The sequence below is a fragment of the Aquibium sp. A9E412 genome (assembly GCF_030398335.1).
Taxonomy (GTDB): Bacteria; Pseudomonadota; Alphaproteobacteria; order Rhizobiales; family Rhizobiaceae; genus A9E412.
This window is the reverse complement of sequence record NZ_JAOAOP010000015.1, coordinates 52,360-68,048: the sequence shown is the minus strand read 5'-3', so window position 1 is coordinate 68,048 and position 15,689 is coordinate 52,360. Positions and strand designations below refer to the sequence as shown.

The following is a 15,689-nucleotide window of genomic DNA, read 5'->3' as shown; positions in this document are numbered from 1 at the left end:
CGGCGCCTGCGGCGGCGCGGCCTCGGCCGGGCCGGCCGCCGCCACCTGCGGCGTCACCCGGTAGCGCAGCACCGGCCGGCAGGCCTCCGGCGCGTCGCGCCTCTCGACCGCCTCGCTGCCCTCGAGCGCGCCCGTCACGATGGCGTGCCAGCAGCCCGCCGCCGGTCCCCTGGTGCCGCTGTAGCCGCACACGATCAGCCGGTCCTCGGCCCGCGTCATGCCGACATAGAGCAGCCGGCGGTACTCCTCCTCGCCCTTGGCGCGCGCCTCCGCCTCGAGCGCCCTCGAGGCGGTGTTGGCGACGTCCTTGCCGGCGCGCCACAGGACGCCGTCGCCGGGCCAGCCGCCGCCCTGCGGCGTGAACGGGATGAGGCGCGGCAGGTGGCTGTCGCTCATCGGCGCGCTGCCGGGATCGACCAGGAAGACGACCGGCGCCTCCAGCCCCTTGGCCGCGTGCACGGTCATGATGCGCACCTCGTCGCGCGTCTGGTCCATCTCGCGCTTGATCTCCGGCGCGGCGGTCTCGACGTCGGCGAGGAAGGCCTCGAGGCCGGGCAGGCCGCTGCGCTCGCAGGCCAGGCAGAAGCCGAGGAACTCGTCGAGGATGTCGTTCGCCTCGTGGCCGAGCCGGGCGACGAAGCGGCCGCGCATCGGCGGGTGGCCGCCGGCGCCGGCCAGGATGCCGGCATAGAGCTCGAAGACCGGCCGCACCGCCGCCTGCCGGCGCCAGCGCTCCAGCATCGCCGCGACGGGCGCCAGCGCGGCGTCGTCCTGCGCGGTGGCGTTGAGCGCGGCGAACAGCGAACCGCCGTCGGCGCGCGGCCAGCACAGCGCGAACAGCGCCGCCTCGGAGACGTCGAACAGCGGGCTGCGCAGCACCGCGGCGAGCGCCAGGTCGTCCTCCGGTTGCACCAGGAAGCGGCCGAGCGCGATCAGGTCCTTGACCGCGATGTGCTGCGTCAGGCGCAGCCGGTCGGCGCCGGCCACCGCGACGCCGCGGTTCTTCAGGCTGCGCGACAGCGCGTGCACGAAGCGGTCGCGCTTGCGCACCAGCACCATGACGTCGCCCGGCGTCAGCCGCGCGCCGGTGCCCTCGATGGTCTCGCCGTCGGCCAGCCAGCCGGCGATGGTGGCGGCGATGGTCTCGGCCAGCCGCACCGCCGGCGCCGAGGCGTGGTCGACCGGCAGCGTCCAGTCGTCCGGCTCCTCGACCGTTTCGGGCCGCAGCATCGACCACAGCTCGACATAGCCCGGCGCGCCGCGGCGGATCGCCTTGTGGTCGACCGGGTCGTCGTAGCGCGTCAGCCCCTTGCGCACCTCGGCGCGCGAGAACACCAGGTCGACCGCCGCCAGCACGTCCTCGGTCGAGCGGAAGGAACGCTGCAGGCGGACCTGGGCGAAGGCGCCGCCGGCCGCCGGCACCGCCTCGGCGAAGGCGGCGCCGGTCTCGGCGAAGGCCGCCGGCGCGGCGCCCTGGAAGGAATAGATCGACTGCTTCTCGTCGCCGACGGCGAAGATGGTGCGGCGGACGTGGTCGCGCGCGCCGAGGCCGGCGAAGAACTCCTCGGCGAGCCGGCGCACCACGCGCCACTGGTCGGGGCTGGTGTCCTGCGCCTCGTCGAGCAGGATGTGCTCGATGCCGCGGTCCAGCTTGTACTGCACCCAGGGCCCGACATCGGCGCGCGACAGAAGCCGCACGGTGCGCGCGATCAGGTCGTCGAAATCGAGAAAGCCGCGCGCCCGCTTGAGCCGCTCGTAGCGCTCGATCAGCCGGTCGGCGAGGGTGAGGGCGGCGCGCGTCGCCTGCAGCATGCGGTAGAGCGCCAGCCGGTCGGCCGTCGCCCTGATCGCCTCGGCCGCCTTTTCGTAGCGCGTCTCCAGGTCCGGCAGGCGCTCGCGCAGCGCCTTCTTGAAGGTCGTCGGCCCGTAGGGCTCGCCCTTCTGGTTGAGAAAGCCCGCCGCCAGCGCCTCGAGCCGGCGCGTCGCGGTGGTCTCGGCGAAGGCGCGGCGCGCCTCCGGCAGGATGCGGTTTTCCACCTGCGCGGCGCCGGTCGCGGCGGCGGCCTCGGCGAGAGCGGCGAAGTCGGCCTCCGAGAAGCCGGGCAGCGGCCAGCAGGCGGCGGCCACCGTCTCGGCCGTCTCGTGCGGTGCGAAGCCGAACTCGGCGAACAGCGCGGCGAAGGGCGGCGTGTCGCCGGCCAGCGCGTCGATCACGCCACGCAGGCGCTCGCGTTTGGCCACCACCTCCGACATGAGGCCGTCGAGCCCGGCTTCGCCGCCGCGCGCCAGAACCTCGGCGAAGGCCTCGGCGAGCGCCGGGTCGTCGGCCGCCGCCGCCTGCGTGAGAAGCGCGCGGCGCGCCTCGGCGACGAGCGCGGTCTCCATCTGCGGGTCGAGCAGCTCGAAATGGCCGGCGATGTTGGCCTCGAGCGGGAAGCGGTGCAGCACCGCCTCGCAGAAGGCGTGGATGGTCTGGATCTTGAGCCCGCCCGGCGTCTCCAGCGCGCGCGCGAACAGCCGCCGGGCCATGCGCAGCTTGTCCGGCCCCGGCCGGCGGTGCTCGATCGCCGCGATCGCCTCGGCCAGCGCGTCGTCGGGCATCAGGCTCCAGCGCGCCAGGCTTTCGAAGACGCGGTTGGCCATGTTGGCGGCGGCCGCGCGGGTGTAGGTCAGGCACAGGATCTGCGCCGGGTCGGTGCCCGACAGCAAAAGCCGGATGACGCGCTGGGCGAGCACATGCGTCTTGCCCGAGCCGGCATTGGCCGACACCCAGGCCGAGACCGAGGGGTCGGAGGCGCGCGCCTGCTCGGCGCGCGTGTCGTCGGGCACGGGATAGCGCAGGCTCATGGCTCGCCGCCGCCGCTGTCGCCGTCGCGGTCGGCGCCGGCCGACCATTCCAGCACCCGCGCCAGGTGGTCGTAGTCGCCCTCCGTGTCGCCCTCGCGGAACGGCAGGGCGCGCGACAGGTAGCCGGCTTCGGCCCGCCCGTAATGGGCGAACAGCCGTTCGAGCCGCTCCCATGCCTCCTGCGACAGGTCGGCCGCGCTGCGCGTGCGCCGGTTGTGTTCGAGCACGCTCTCCTGGCCGACCGTGCCGTTCGCCCGCAGCCGCACATAGGCGAGCTCGGCCGGCTCGCGCGGGCCGATGTCGGCGAAGGCGCCGCGCGCCAGGAGCGCGCCCTCGAGCGCGAGCTGCGGCGCCACCAGCGTGTGCGCCTGCACCTTCGAGGGGCCGGCCCCGGTCTTGAAGTCGATGATCTCGGCGGCGCCGTCGGTGCGCAGGTCGATGCGGTCGGCATAGCCCGACAGCGTCGGCCCGGCGGCGGTGGCGAAGGGCGCGGCGCGCGCCTCGGCGATGCGCGTGGCGATCGCCGCCGCGCGGCCGCGCTCCCAGGCGATCACGCCTTCGGCGGTGCGCGCGAAGCGCGGCCACCACACCGCCGCGACGTCGGCCGGCAGCGCCGCCTCTGCGAAGGCCGCGCGGCCGGCGGCGAGAAGCGCGTCGAGCGCGTCGGGCGCGGCCGGATCGGTGCCCGCCTGCACGAAGCGCTGCAGGATGGCGTGGAACAGCGTGCCGCGCTCGGCTGCCCCGGGGTCGCGGATCAGCGGTTCGAGCGGCTGCAGGCCGAGGATGCGCCGCGCGTAGACGGCATAGGGGTCGCGCCGCAGCGTCTCGACCTCGGTGACGGAAAAGCGCGTCGGCCGCGCGGCGAGCGGCGGCGTCGGCTGCGGCCGCGGTGCGTAGTCGACCGGCGCGACGCGCTCCAGCGCATGGGCGGCCCCGGCGATCGCGGCACCGCGCTCGCGCATGGCCGCCGTGGCCCGCTCGCCGGCGAAGGCGGTCAGGCGCTGCAGCCAGCGCGAGGCGACCGCCGGTGCGTCGCCGGCGCGCGCCGCGCGCGTCAGCACCACGGCGGGCGCGCCCATCGCCATGACGAAGTCGTGCGCCGCCTGGCCGATGCGCCGCTCCGGCGGCTCGAGGTCGAGGCCGCCCTTCATGAGGCGCGACAGGAAGCGGTCGGCCTCCACCTGGCGCGGCCAGGTGCCCTCGTTGAGGCCGCCGAGCACCAGCGTGTCGACGCTCTGCAGCCGCGCCTCGAGCGTGCCCCAGATGGCGATGCGCGGGTCGGCGCCGACCGGCGGCTTGACCGTCTCACCGGCGATCAGCGCGGCGAGGATGTCGGGCCATTCGGCCGGCCGGAAGGCGAGCGGCGTGCGGCAGTCGACCAGGCCGCGCAGGAAGCCGGCCAGCGCCTCGCCGAAATCGCCCTCGTAGAGCCCGGCGCGGCGGCCGTCCGGTGTCGCGGCGAGCGCCTCCAGCGTCTCGACGGTGACGCGCAGGATGGCGGCGAGATCGACGCTTTCCTGCGCGCGCAGCGCAGCGAGCGGCGCGAGCGCTCCGGTCAGCGCCGCGACCAGCGCGCGCGCCTCGGCGAGGGTGGCGGCGGTGAGCCGCTCAAACCAGGGCGGCCGGCGGCCGGCGGCCAGCGCGGCGAGCCGGCTTTCCAGCAGCGGCGCGAGGTCGGCGGCGTCGGGCCGGCCGGTGCCGCCGCGCAGCGCCACCAGCTCGACCGCGCCGGCGGCGCGCCGCACGGTCTCGGCCGGCCGGCCGAGGCGCAGCAGCGGATGCTTGAGCAGGCCGATGGCGGCGACCGGGTCGCCGGGCCGGAACACCGCTTCCAGCAGCAGCCGCATGAGCCCGGCGCCGAGCCCCTGGGCGAGCGGCCGGCCGCCCGAATCGTCGGCCTCGATGCCGAAGCGGCCGAGCTCGGCCGCCACCCGGCGGGCGAGCGCGCGGTCGGGCGTCACCAGGGCGGCGCTGGCGCCCTCGGCGGCGATGGCGCGGCGCAGCGCCACGGCGATCGCCAGCGCCTCCTCGCGCTCGTTGGCCGCCTCGACCAGCGCGACGCCGTCGAGCGCGCCGGCCGCCACCGCCGTCTCGGCCAGCGGCCGGCGCTCGGCCCAGTCGTCGGTCGTCTCGGCCGGGCGCAGCGCCTCGCCGACGAGCCGCGCGCGGGCGGCGCGGGCCGGCGGCCGCGCGCCGATCTGCGGCACCTCCGAGCGCGCGACACCGAGCGCGGCGAGCAGCGTCTTGAGGCCGAACTGGGGATGGCCGAAGCCGGCCGGATCTTCCGCCGCGCCGATCGCCGCCCAGGCGCGCTCGTCGAGCTCGCCGTCGAGGCCGGGCAGCACGACGGCGCCCTTGTCGAGCCGCGCGACGGCGGCCAGCAGCGTCGCGGTTGCCGGGATCGAGCCGGTCGAGCCGGCGGCGACGACGGGGCCGGGCGGCGGGTTGCGGCGCAGCCGCTCGGCTTCCGCCAGGATCAGCGCGTTGCGGTGCGCGGCCGGGTTGGAGCGGCCGCGCTCGGCCAGCGCCGCCGGCCAGGCGGCGGTGACGATGCGCAGGAAGTCGAGCGTCACCTGCCACCAGCCGGCCAGGTCGTCGGCGACCAGGCCGGACAGTTTCGACCAGTCGCTGCCCTCCGTCTCCACCTCGTCGATCAGCGCGGCGAGATCGCGCGCCAGCCAGATGGCGTCGGCCGCCGAGGCCGGCACCACCACGCCCTCCTCGTAGAGCGCGGCGACATGCGCCGGCACGCGGCGCTTCCACGCCTGGACCAGCGGCGCCAGCATCAGGATGCGCTCCTGCGCGGCGATCGGCGGCGCCAGGTCGAGCACGTCGGCGCCCTCCGGCTCGAAGGCGGCGGCGTCCTCGTCGAACTCGCCGAGCGGGCGGATGCGCGGCAGGACCGCCGCGCGGCCGCCGGCGCGCTCGACGAACACGCTGCGGAGCTCGCGCGCGGCGCGCCGCGTCGGCACGTAGATGGTGGCGTCGGCCATCGCCAGCGGGTCGCCGTCGAAGCGGAAGGCGGGCACCAGCGCACCCGTCATGAAGGCCTCGGCCAGCGTCGGCAGGAAGGGCGCGCCGGGTGGCACCGACAGCACACGCGGCGCCGGGCGGCCGCTCATGCGGTGCCGGCGCGTGCCACCGCCGCCTCGGCGGCGGCGATCGCCTCGGGCGTGCCGACGGTGATCCAGGCGCCGGCGAGCGGCATGCCGTAGAGCCGGCCGGCGGCGATGGCGCGGTCGAAATACAGGTTGAGCGAGTGCGGCTCGGCCGCCGCGCCGGCGAAGACGCGCGGATCGACGATCGCCGCGCCGGCATAGACGAGGCCGGTCTCGCCGGGCGCGGTGCGGCGCAGCCGGCCGTCGCCGTCGGCCACGAAGTCGGTCTTCGTGCCGTGGCCGGTCGCCTGGTCGAGCGTCGCGAGCATCAGCAGACTATCCATCCGCCCGGCGCGCCAGGCAAGCGCCAGACGTTCGAGATTGGCCGTGCCGGGGGCGTCGATCCAGAAGGTGTCGGCGTTGACGAGCAGGAACGGCCGGTCGCCGAGCAGCGGCAGCGCCTTGACGATGCCGCCGGCCGAATCGAGCAGCCGCGCGCGCTCGTCGGAAATCGCGATGCGCGGCCGCGTCCGCGTCGCCAGATGGGCGACGAGCCGGTCGGCCAGGTGGTGCACGTTGATTACCGCCTCCTCGACGCCGGCCGCGGCCAGCGCGTCGAGGCCCCAGTCGATCAGCGGCCGGCCGGCGACGGGCACCAGCGGCTTCGGCAGCCGCTCGGTGATCGGCCGCATGCGGGTGCCGAGCCCGGCGGCGAGCACCATCGCCCGGCGCGGCACGGTGCCGCTCACGCCCCGTCCTCCGTCGTCGGATCGAGCACGCCCGCCTCGGCATAGAAGGCGGCGAGCGCGGCGAGCGCCGGGTGGGCGAGCGCGCGCGCGAGATAGGCGCGGATGCGCGGCAGGTGGGCGAGATAGGCCGGCTTGCCGTCGCGCCGGTCGAGCCGCACGAAGATGCCGAGCAGCTTGGTGTTGCGCTGCGCGGCGGCGATCGCATAGGCCTCGCCGTGCGCGGCGGCGTCGAGGCCCGGCCCGCGCGCCGCGCGGTAGCGCGCGAGGACGGCGCTTTCGAGCGCCGCCGGCACGGTGACGCGCGCATCGAGCGCCAGCGAGGCGAGATCGTAGGCGGCCGGGCCGATGACGGCGTCCTGGAAGTCGATCAGGCCGAGCCGGTCGTGACCGCTCCGGTCGCCGCGCCAGATCAGGTTGGGCGAGTGGAAGTCGCGCAGCACCAGGCTGCGCTCGTGGCTCTCGAGGCGCTCGAACAGCGCCTGCCACAGCCGCGCGAAGGTCGCGCGCATCGCCTCGTCCGCCGCCCGGCCGGTGGCGAACGGCACGTACCAGTCGAGAAACAGCTCCGTCTCGATGGCCAGCGCGGCGCGGTCGTAGTCGGGGATGCGGTAGGCGGCGCCGTCGAGGTCGACCGTGCGCGGCCAAGGCCGGGCGTGCAACGCGGCGAGCAGCTCGGCGGCGGCCAGGTAGCGCGCCGCGATCGGCCGGCCGGCGGCGTCGACGACCGGTTCGCTGCCCAGATGCTCGGTCAGAAGCAGGCCCTGGTCGAGGTCGGCCGCGTCGATGCGCGGCGCGGCGAAGCCCGCCGCACGCAGCAGCCGGTCGACGGCGACGAAGGCATGCACCGAGCCGGCGATGCGGGCGACGGCGCTGTAGGGCCGGCCGCCGCGCACCGGCGGCTCGTCGCGCCGGGCCGGCGCGTCCATCAGCACGCGCGCGATGCCGTCGCCGCCATGCACCGTCTCGTAGGCGCGCGGCGAGGCGTCGCCGGCGAGCGGCCGGCGCGTGGCTTCGGCGTGGCCGGCGGCGGCCAGGAAGTCGCGGATGGCGAGCGAGCGGGCGACGCGGGCCAGCGCCTCGTCGGGGCCGGTGACGACTGCGCGGCGGCCGGCGCCGGCCTGCTCGAGCCGCACCATGAGCGCGTCGCCCGGCCAGTCCACGCCGGCGCGTTCGGGCCATTCGACGAGGTCGAGCGTGGCGCCGGCCGCCTCGGCCAGGCCGAGCTCCTCGATCTCCTCGGGCGCGGCGAGCCGGTAGAGGTCGAAATGGCGCACCGGAATGCGCGTCTCGTCATAGGCCTGCACCAGGGTGAAGGTGGGGCTCGGCACCTCGAGGCCGGCATCGTCGGCGAGCGTGCGGATGACGGCGCGGGCGAGCGTCGTCTTGCCGGCGCCGAGGTCGCCGGCCAGCCCGACCCGGTCGCCGCGGCGCAGCGCGCGCGCCAGGTCCTGGCCGAAGATCAGCGTGTCGGCCTCGCCGGCAAGCGGCCGCTCGATCCGGCCCGGCGCCACGGCGGCTACTCCGCCGCGACCCGCATGCCGGCGGGAACCAGCGGGAAGCGGCAGATCACCGAGGTGCCGCGGCCCTCGCCGGTCTCGATGTCGACGCTGCCGCCGTGCAGCTCGACGAAGCTCTTGACGATCGACAGGCCGAGGCCGGCGCCGCGCCGGCGGCCGCCGCCGGCGCGCGGCTCGAAGCGCTTGAAGATCGAGTCGAGCACGTCCGGCGCGATGCCCGGCCCGTCGTCGTGCACGCGGAACTCGGCCCAGGCGTCCGCGCCGCGCGCCGTCAGCGTGACGGTGCTGCCCTCCGGCGCGTAGTTGGCCGCGTTGCTCAGCAGGTTGAACAGGATCTGGCGCACCCGGTGCTCGTCGGCATGGAACACCGCGCCGGGCGGGTCGATGTCGAGCGCCAGGCGGATGTCGTGCTCGCGCAGCCGCTCGGCGACCAGATCGGCGGCCGACTGCACCACGTTGCCGAGCCGCACCTCGCCGATGTCGAGCTGCATGATGCCGGCGTCGACGGTCGCCAGGTCGAGGATGTCGTTGACGATCGTCAGCAGCACGGCCGACGAGGAGGAGATGTGGTCGACATAGTCGCGCTGGCGCGGGTTGAGCGGCCCGGTGGTCTCCAGCGTCAGCAGCTCGGTGAAGCCGATGATGTTGGTCAGCGGCGAGCGCAGCTCGTAGGAGACGTGCTGCACGAAGTCGTTCTTGAGCTGGTCGGCCTTCTGCAGCGCCTCGTTCTTGTCCTTGAGCGCGCGCTCGACGTTGACGGTGTCGGTGACGTCGACGAAGGTCATCATCACCTGGCCGTTGGGCAGGTGGATGAGGGCGTAGCTCAGGATCGTGCCGTTGACGAGCTCGGTCTGGCCGTGCCGGTCGCGGCGCTCGTCGTCGAAGCCGGTGACGACGGCGACGAACTCGCTCCACGGGCCGTCCTTGGCCAGCGCGTCGCAGGCCGCGCGCACCGTGGCGATGTGCGCCTCGGGCGCGGTGGCCTCGGCCGGCAGGCCCCACAGCGAGCGGAAGGCGGGGTTGGACAGCCGCAGCCGGCCGTCCGGGCCGAACACCGCGACCCCTTCGGCCAGGTTGTCGAGCGTCTCGCCCTGCACGCGCCGTGCCGCGTTGTAGCGGCTTTCCAGGTCGATCTTCTCGGTCAGGTCCTCGAACACCCAGGTGACGCCGCCCTTGGGCTGCGGCGTGGCGACGACGCGGATCGTGCGGCCGTCGGGCAGGTGCCACCAGTGCTCCTGCGAGTCCATCGAGCGGTAGGCCGACAGCACGGCCTCGGTCCAGCGGCGCCACTCCGGCTGCTCGGCGAGCTTGCCCTCGCTGCGCAGCCGGTCGAGCAGCAGCGCGTTGTCGGGGCTCGATTCCAGGAAGCCGGTCTCGAAGTCCCACAGCTTCTGGAAGGCCTGGTTGAAGAAGCGCAGCTTGGCCTCGGCGTCGAAGATGGCGACCGCGGTGTTGAGCTGGTCGAGCGTGTCGGCGTGGCTGCGCACGGTGTCCTGGTGCTCGCGGCGGATCGCCTCGATCTCGCTGACGTCGACGGCGATGCCGGCCGAGCCGCCGGCGTGGGCGACGTCGGTGACCGCGTACATGCGCCGCTCGCCGCCGACCACCGCCGACAGGGTCTGCCGGAACACCGCCTCGGCGGCGTGCACGCGGGCGATCTCGCTGCGCGCGGCGGTGGTCAGGAGCTCGCGGCCCTCGCTGACGGCGGTGCCCGGCGCGCCGGCCTCGGCCGCCTCGGCGAAGGCGCGGTTGGCCCAGGCCAGGCGGCCCTCGCCGTCGCGCACCCAGACCGGCATGGCGAGTGCCTCGGCGAGCCCCAGCAGGCTGTCGTGCTCGGCGCGCAGGCGCTGCGCCTCGAGCCGCAGCCGGGCGAGCTCGCGGCGGCTCTCGGCCGGGGCGACGAAGCGGATGGCGGTGTGCAGCGCGCTCTTGCGGCCGTGCACCTCGATAGGGCCGCCGCGCGACGTCTCGACCACCAGGTCGAAGGCCTCGCCGCGCTCGCGCAGCGCGGCGGCGGCGCGCTCCAGCGCGAAGGCCGAGGCCGGCGTCAGCCAGCGGCCGAAGGCGAGGAAGGCGCCGCGCTCGTCGGGCGCGCCGCTGTCGCCGGGCAGCGTGCCGACGACGGCCGGCTTGCGGCTGTCGCGCTCCCACAGCACGACGCGCTGGTCGTTCAGGTTGAGCAGCGCGTCGGAGCGCTGCAGCGCGCCGGACAGCTCGGCGATGCGCTCGCGCAGCGCGTGGTTCTGTGCGGCGGTGCGGGCGCGCTCGCGGATCAGCCAGATGGCCGACAGGAGGGCGGCGCCCATGACGCCGGCGAAGATGGAAAGCTGGATCACCTCGAGCGTTCCGACCGACAGGCCGGCGCCCGTCTCCGTCGACTGCGACCAGGCGTTCGCCGGCCACAGCAGCGTGGTTGCGAGCGCCCACGCCCTCAGGGGCCGTGCCGGTCTCGCCTCATGCACGGGCTCGCTCCATCCCGCCGCCCCGCGGGTCCAACCCTGGCATGTCTTGTCCCTCTCCGCCGCGTGATCATCAAGACCGCCCACCCGCGCCGCGGCACACCGCCGGACCCCGAAAACCGGCGACGACGCGAATCACTCCACTGTACCTGCTCGCCGAATCGGCGTGAAGCGGGCGCCGCGGCAAAAAGAAGGCCGGGGGCGATTGTCAAGCCCCCGGCCGCCATATCTTGTGGTTCGATCGCGAAGGATCAGTACCTGTAGTGCTCGGGCTTGAACGGTCCCTGCTGCGACACGCCGATATAGGAGGCCTGCTCGTCCGACAGCTCGGTCAGGTTGACGCCCAGCTTGCCGAGGTGCAGGCGGGCGACCTTCTCGTCGAGATGCTTGGGCAGCACGTAGACCTTGTTCTCGTAGTCGGCGCCGCGCGCATAGAGCTCGATCTGCGCCAGCACCTGGTTGGTGAAGGAGGCCGACATGACGAAGCTCGGATGGCCGGTCGCGTTGCCGAGATTGAGCAGGCGGCCCTCCGACAAGAGGATCATGCGCTTGCCGTCGGGAAACTCGACCAGGTCGACCTGCGGCTTGACGTTGGTCCATTTCAGGTTGCGCAGCGCGGCGACCTGGATCTCGTTGTCGAAGTGGCCGATGTTGCCGAGGATCGCCATGTCCTTCATCTGGCGCATGTGATCGAGCGTCACCACGTCCTTGTTGCCGGTCGCGGTGATGATGATGTCGGCGCTCGGCGCGGCCTCCTCGAGGGTGACCACCTCGAAGCCGTCCATCGCCGCCTGCAGGGCGCAGATCGGGTCGACCTCGGTGACCTTGACGCGCGCGCCGGCGCCCTGCAGCGACTGCGCCGAGCCCTTGCCGACGTCGCCGTAGCCGCACACCACCGCCACCTTGCCGGCCATCATCACGTCGGTGGCGCGGCGGATGCCGTCGACCAGCGATTCCTTGCAGCCGTACTTGTTGTCGAACTTCGACTTGGTGACCGAATCGTTGACGTTGATCGCCGGGAACGGCAGCAGCCCCTTCTTCTGGAGCTGGTAGAGCCGGTTGACGCCGGTCGTCGTCTCCTCGGTGACGCCCTTGATGGCGTCGCGCTGGCGGGCGAAGAAGCCGGGCGTGGCGGCCATGCGCTTGCGGATCTGCGCGAACAGGACCTCCTCCTCCTCGCTGCCGGGGTTGGACAGCACGTCCTCGCCGGCCTCGGCGCGGGCGCCGAGCAGGATGTACATGGTGGCGTCGCCGCCGTCGTCGAGGATCATGTTGGACGGCTCGCCGTCCGGCCACTGGAAGATGCTGTCGGTGTAGGTCCAGTACTCCTCCAGCGTCTCGCCCTTGACGGCGAACACCGGCGTGCCGGTCTCGGCGATCGCCGCCGCGGCGTGGTCCTGCGTCGAGAAGATGTTGCACGAGGCCCAGCGCACCTCCGCGCCGAGCGCCTTCAGCGTCTCGATCAGCACGGCGGTCTGGATCGTCATGTGCAGCGAGCCGGTGATGCGCGCGCCGGCGAGCGGCTTGGCCTTGCCGAACTCGTCGCGGCAGGCCATCAGGCCCGGCATCTCCGTTTCGGCGATCTCGATTTCCTTGCGGCCCCAGGCCGCCAGTCCGATGTCGGCGACCACATAGTCCTTGCTGCCGGCCATTGCGCCTCTCCTGTCGAAAGAATCCTGCGCGCGCGGCCGAAGGCCGGCGCCAAACCGCCGTCTGCCTAGCAGATCGCCGGCCGGTCGACAACGGGATATAAAGAAATCTTTATCCCTGCATATGGTGCCGGGCAGCCGCCCGCGTCCGCCTCAGCTCTCCTCGCCGAAGCGGCCCGCCACCAGGCCCTCGAGCGCCGCCATCACCGCCTCGGCCTGCGGGCCGCGCGCCGTCACGGTGATGCAGCAGCCGGGGCTGGCGGCCAGCATCATCAGCCCCATGATCGAGGTGCCGCCGACCGTGATGCCGTCCTTCTCGACCTCGACGCGGGCGTCGTGGCTGCCGACGATCTGCACGAACTTGGCCGAGGCGCGGGCATGCAGGCCGCGCTGGTTGACGATCGAGAAGCGGCGGCGGATGGCGTCGGTGCCGTGCGGAGGGCTGAGCGCGGTCATTTGCCGTTGAGGATCTGGCTGGCGACGTTGATGTATTTGCGGCCGGCGTTCTGCGCCTCGTCGAGCGCGGCGGCCATGTCGTCGCGGCTGCGCACGCTCGACAGCTTGATGAGCATCGGCAGGTTCATGCCGGCGACCACCTCGATGCGGCCGGGCTCCATCACCGAGATCGCCAGGTTGGAGGGCGTGCCGCCGAACATGTCGGTCAGGATGACGACGCCGCTGCCAGTGTCGGCGCGCGCCACCGCGTCGATGATGTCGCGGCGGCGCTGCTCCATGTCGTCCTCGGCGCCGATCGACACCGTCTCGAAATTGTCCTGCGCGCCGACGACATGCTCCACCGCATGGCGGAACTCGTCGGCCAGCCGGCCGTGGGTCACCAGTACGACGCCGATCATGCGCCCGCGTTTCCCCGGCACCCGCGCGCGGGACTGCCGCTTGCGTCGGACCCGGATGCCCCGGCCGGTCCGGCGGTTGAACTCGTCACGTGCCTATCCCGTCACTTTGCCATACGGCATTGGGTCTTGTGGTTGCCGGCCGCCCCGCCGGGTGCGGACCGGAGGATGCGTGGCCGCGTCGCGACCGCGCACATGACCCGCTATCTTGTCAGCCCGCCGGGCATTGACAAGCCCAAAATCGACACGCCGCGCGGATTCGCCCGCTCAGACGATGCTTGCGCGGCAAAATGGCGCGAGGCCGAGCGCCGCGAACACCGCCGTCGCCGCGCCGGTATCGCGCTCGGCGAGCGCCAGGTGCGGCACGTCGACGCCGGCAAGCGCCATGCGGCCTGGCTCCGGAACGCGCGGCGCCTCGGCCGCCGGCACCAGGCTCACGGCGAGGTCGATCACCGCGCGCGGCTGATGCATGAGCGGCACGGGACCGGCGCCGCGCACCTCGACGAGCCCGGCGATCGGCGCCGGCGCGGCGGCGAGCAGCCGGCCGCCGGCGGCAGCGAGATACACCTGGTCGTCGGCGACGAGACGGGCGAACAGGCCGTGGCCGCGCGCATGGCCGAGCAGCGCGAGCGCCAGGCGGCTCTTGCCGCTGCCCGACGGGCCGAGGATCAGGATGCCGCGCTCGCCGACGACGACGGCCGTGGCGTGGCGGTTGACCGCCGCCGGCACGGCTCAGCCGTCCGACGGCAGGGTGACGACGAAGCGCGCGCCGCGGATGTCGCCGGGTTTCGCGCCGGGCATGTTCTCCGCCGACAGCGAGCCGCCATGCGCCTCGACGATCTGCCGCGAGATCGACAGGCCGAGGCCCGAGTTCTGGCCGAACGCCTCGCCGGCCGGCCGGTCGGTGTAGAAGCGCTCGAAGATGCGCTCGATGTTCTCCACCCGGATGCCCGGCCCGTTGTCCTCGACCGCGATCACGTTGCGCCGTCCCGCGCGCGACAGCACGACGCGGATGCGGCCGTTCTCCTCTGGCACGAAGGAGCGCGCGTTCTCGATCAGGTTGGTGAGCACCTGGCCGAGCCGCAGGTCGTGGCCGACCACGTAGTAGCCCTTGACGCCGGCCGGCGGCTTGTCGGCGTGGAAGCTGATGTCGACCGGCTTCTTGGCGCCGGCGGTGGTGGCGCGCAGCGTCTCGACCAGGTCGCCGACGAAACGCTTCAGGTCGATGCGCCCGGCGTCCTCGCGGGCCAGCTCGGCGTCGAGCCGCGACGCGTCGGAGATGTCGGTGATCAGCCGGTCGAGCCGGCGCACGTCGTGCTGGATGACCTCCAGCAGGCGCTCGCGCGAGCGCTCGTCGCGCGCCAGCGGCAGCGTCTCCACCGCGCTGCGCAGCGAGGTGAGCGGGTTCTTCAGCTCGTGCGCGACGTCGGCCGCGAAGCTCTCGATCGCCTCGATGCGGGCGTAGAGCGCGTTGGTCATGTCGCGCAGCGCCACCGACAGATTGCCGATCTCGTCCTGGCGCTCGGAGAAGTCGGGGATCTCCTCGCGGTCCTTGACGCCGCGCCGGACCCGCACGGCCGCCGCCGACAGCCGGCGCAGCGGATTGGCGATGGTCGAGGCGAGCAGCATCGACAGGATGGCGGTGACCAGCGCGGCCACGGCGAAGACGCGCAGGATGGCGCGCCGCTCGGCGGCGACGATCTTGTCGATGTCGCCGCCCTGGGTCGACAGCATCAGCACGCCGAGCACGGCGCGGAAGCGTTGCACCGGCACCGCGACGGAGACGATCTGCTCGCCCTGCTCGCTGATGCGCACGATGGTCGCCGGCACGCCGGTCAGCGCCGTCATCACTTCCGGATAGGCCGCGCCCGTGCCGCCCGGCTGCTCCTGATAGACCGGCAGGTCGGAGCGCCAGAACAGCTCGCTCAGGAAGTCGCCGACGCGCTCGAGGAGATCGGTCTCCTCCTCCTCGACCGGCGGCAGGTCGTAGCGCAGGATCTGGCCGCGCGAATAAAGATGCCGCGAATCGAGCAGCAGGTTGGCGTCGCGGTCGTAGATGCGCGCGCGGGTGCGGGTCGGCGAGATCAGCCGCCGCAGCACCGGGGCGACGAGCTCGGGATTGATCGGGAAATCGAAGCTGTCGAGCTGGTCGGAGCCGGGCGGCAGGCTCTCGCCGGCCTGCAATTCGAGCAGCTTGTCCGGGTCGATCATGATCGAATCGGTCTCCACCGTCGCCGAGGCGGCGATGGCGCCGGCGATGATCTCGCCCTGGGTCATCAGGCTTTCCACGCGGGCGTCGATCAGCCCGTCGCGGAACTGGTTCATGTAAAGGATGCCGACGACCAGCACGCCGAGCGCGGCCAGGTTGAGGAACAGGATGCGCCGGGTGAGGCTGGAGAAGACGTGGTGGCCGAGAAAGCGGCGCAGCGGCACCGACAGCCGGCCGACTCCGGACGGCGCGGCGCGCGGCGCGCGCCGCTGTCCCGGCATCGTTCTCCTGACGTCCTGATCCATGACCC

The 15,689-nt window shown here is 73.7% G+C and carries 10 protein-coding genes; all 10 read right to left on the bottom strand.

Translation table 11 applies throughout. From position 1 onward, the window contains the following. On the bottom strand, nt 1–2,847 hold a 2,847-nt coding region (gene addA / locus N1F89_RS08300), incomplete at its 3' end, for a double-strand break repair helicase AddA (protein ID WP_290083267.1). Further along, the gene (addB, locus tag N1F89_RS08295) at nt 2,844–5,969 is read right to left on the bottom strand and encodes a double-strand break repair protein AddB (RefSeq protein WP_290083265.1); all 3,126 of its coding nucleotides are present in this window, start codon (nt 5,967–5,969) and stop codon (nt 2,844–2,846) included. The genes addA and addB, both read right to left, overlap by 4 nt. Then, on the bottom strand, nt 5,966–6,694 hold the full coding sequence (locus N1F89_RS08290; RefSeq protein ID WP_290083264.1) for a nucleotidyltransferase family protein: 729 nt from the start codon (nt 6,692–6,694) through the stop codon (nt 5,966–5,968). Before N1F89_RS08290 ends, addB begins: the two co-directional genes overlap by 4 nt. Continuing rightward, nucleotides 6,691–8,205: a tRNA (adenosine(37)-N6)-threonylcarbamoyltransferase complex ATPase subunit type 1 TsaE gene (gene tsaE, locus N1F89_RS08285; RefSeq protein WP_290083262.1), complete on the bottom strand. Its 1,515-nt coding sequence runs from the start codon at nt 8,203–8,205 to the stop codon at nt 6,691–6,693. The genes N1F89_RS08290 and tsaE overlap by 4 nt, the downstream gene beginning before the upstream one ends. Before the next feature lie 5 nt (nt 8,206–8,210). Continuing rightward, entirely contained in the window at nt 8,211–10,619 is a 2,409-nt protein-coding gene (locus N1F89_RS08280) for a PAS domain-containing sensor histidine kinase (RefSeq protein WP_290083272.1), read from the bottom strand. A 302-nt stretch (nt 10,620–10,921) separates the two neighbouring features. After that, nucleotides 10,922–12,322, bottom strand: a complete 1,401-nt coding sequence (ahcY, locus tag N1F89_RS08275; RefSeq protein WP_290083260.1) for an adenosylhomocysteinase — start codon at nt 12,320–12,322, stop codon at nt 10,922–10,924. A 150-nt stretch (nt 12,323–12,472) separates the two neighbouring features. Continuing rightward, the gene (locus N1F89_RS08270) at nt 12,473–12,775 is read right to left on the bottom strand and encodes an HPr family phosphocarrier protein (protein WP_290083258.1); all 303 of its coding nucleotides are present in this window, start codon (nt 12,773–12,775) and stop codon (nt 12,473–12,475) included. Beyond that, nucleotides 12,772–13,173 (bottom strand): PTS sugar transporter subunit IIA, encoded by a 402-nt coding sequence (locus N1F89_RS08265; protein WP_290083257.1) that lies wholly within the window; start codon nt 13,171–13,173, stop codon nt 12,772–12,774. The genes N1F89_RS08270 and N1F89_RS08265 overlap by 4 nt, the downstream gene beginning before the upstream one ends. A 264-nt stretch (nt 13,174–13,437) precedes the next feature. Then, complete coding sequence (locus N1F89_RS08260; protein ID WP_290083255.1) at nt 13,438–13,899, bottom strand: HPr kinase/phosphorylase; 462 nt, start codon at nt 13,897–13,899, stop codon at nt 13,438–13,440. A 3-nt stretch (nt 13,900–13,902) separates the two neighbouring features. Then, the gene (locus N1F89_RS08255; protein ID WP_290083254.1) at nt 13,903–15,684 is read right to left on the bottom strand and encodes a sensor histidine kinase; all 1,782 of its coding nucleotides are present in this window, start codon (nt 15,682–15,684) and stop codon (nt 13,903–13,905) included. Nucleotides 15,685–15,689 lie beyond the last annotated feature (5 nt).

What these genes read in the sequence shown, in the direction of transcription:
- addB (WP_290083265.1), bottom strand. Translation starts at nt 5,969, where the DNA reads ATGAGCGGCCGCCCGGCGCCGCGTGTGCTGTCGGTGCCACCCGGCGCG.
- ahcY (WP_290083260.1), bottom strand. Translation starts at nt 12,322, where the DNA reads ATGGCCGGCAGCAAGGACTATGTGGTCGCCGACATCGGACTGGCGGCC.
- N1F89_RS08270 (WP_290083258.1), bottom strand. Translation starts at nt 12,775, where the DNA reads ATGACCGCGCTCAGCCCTCCGCACGGCACCGACGCCATCCGCCGCCGC.
- N1F89_RS08265 (WP_290083257.1), bottom strand. Translation starts at nt 13,173, where the DNA reads ATGATCGGCGTCGTACTGGTGACCCACGGCCGGCTGGCCGACGAGTTC.
- N1F89_RS08255 (WP_290083254.1), bottom strand. Translation starts at nt 15,684, where the DNA reads ATGGATCAGGACGTCAGGAGAACGATGCCGGGACAGCGGCGCGCGCCG.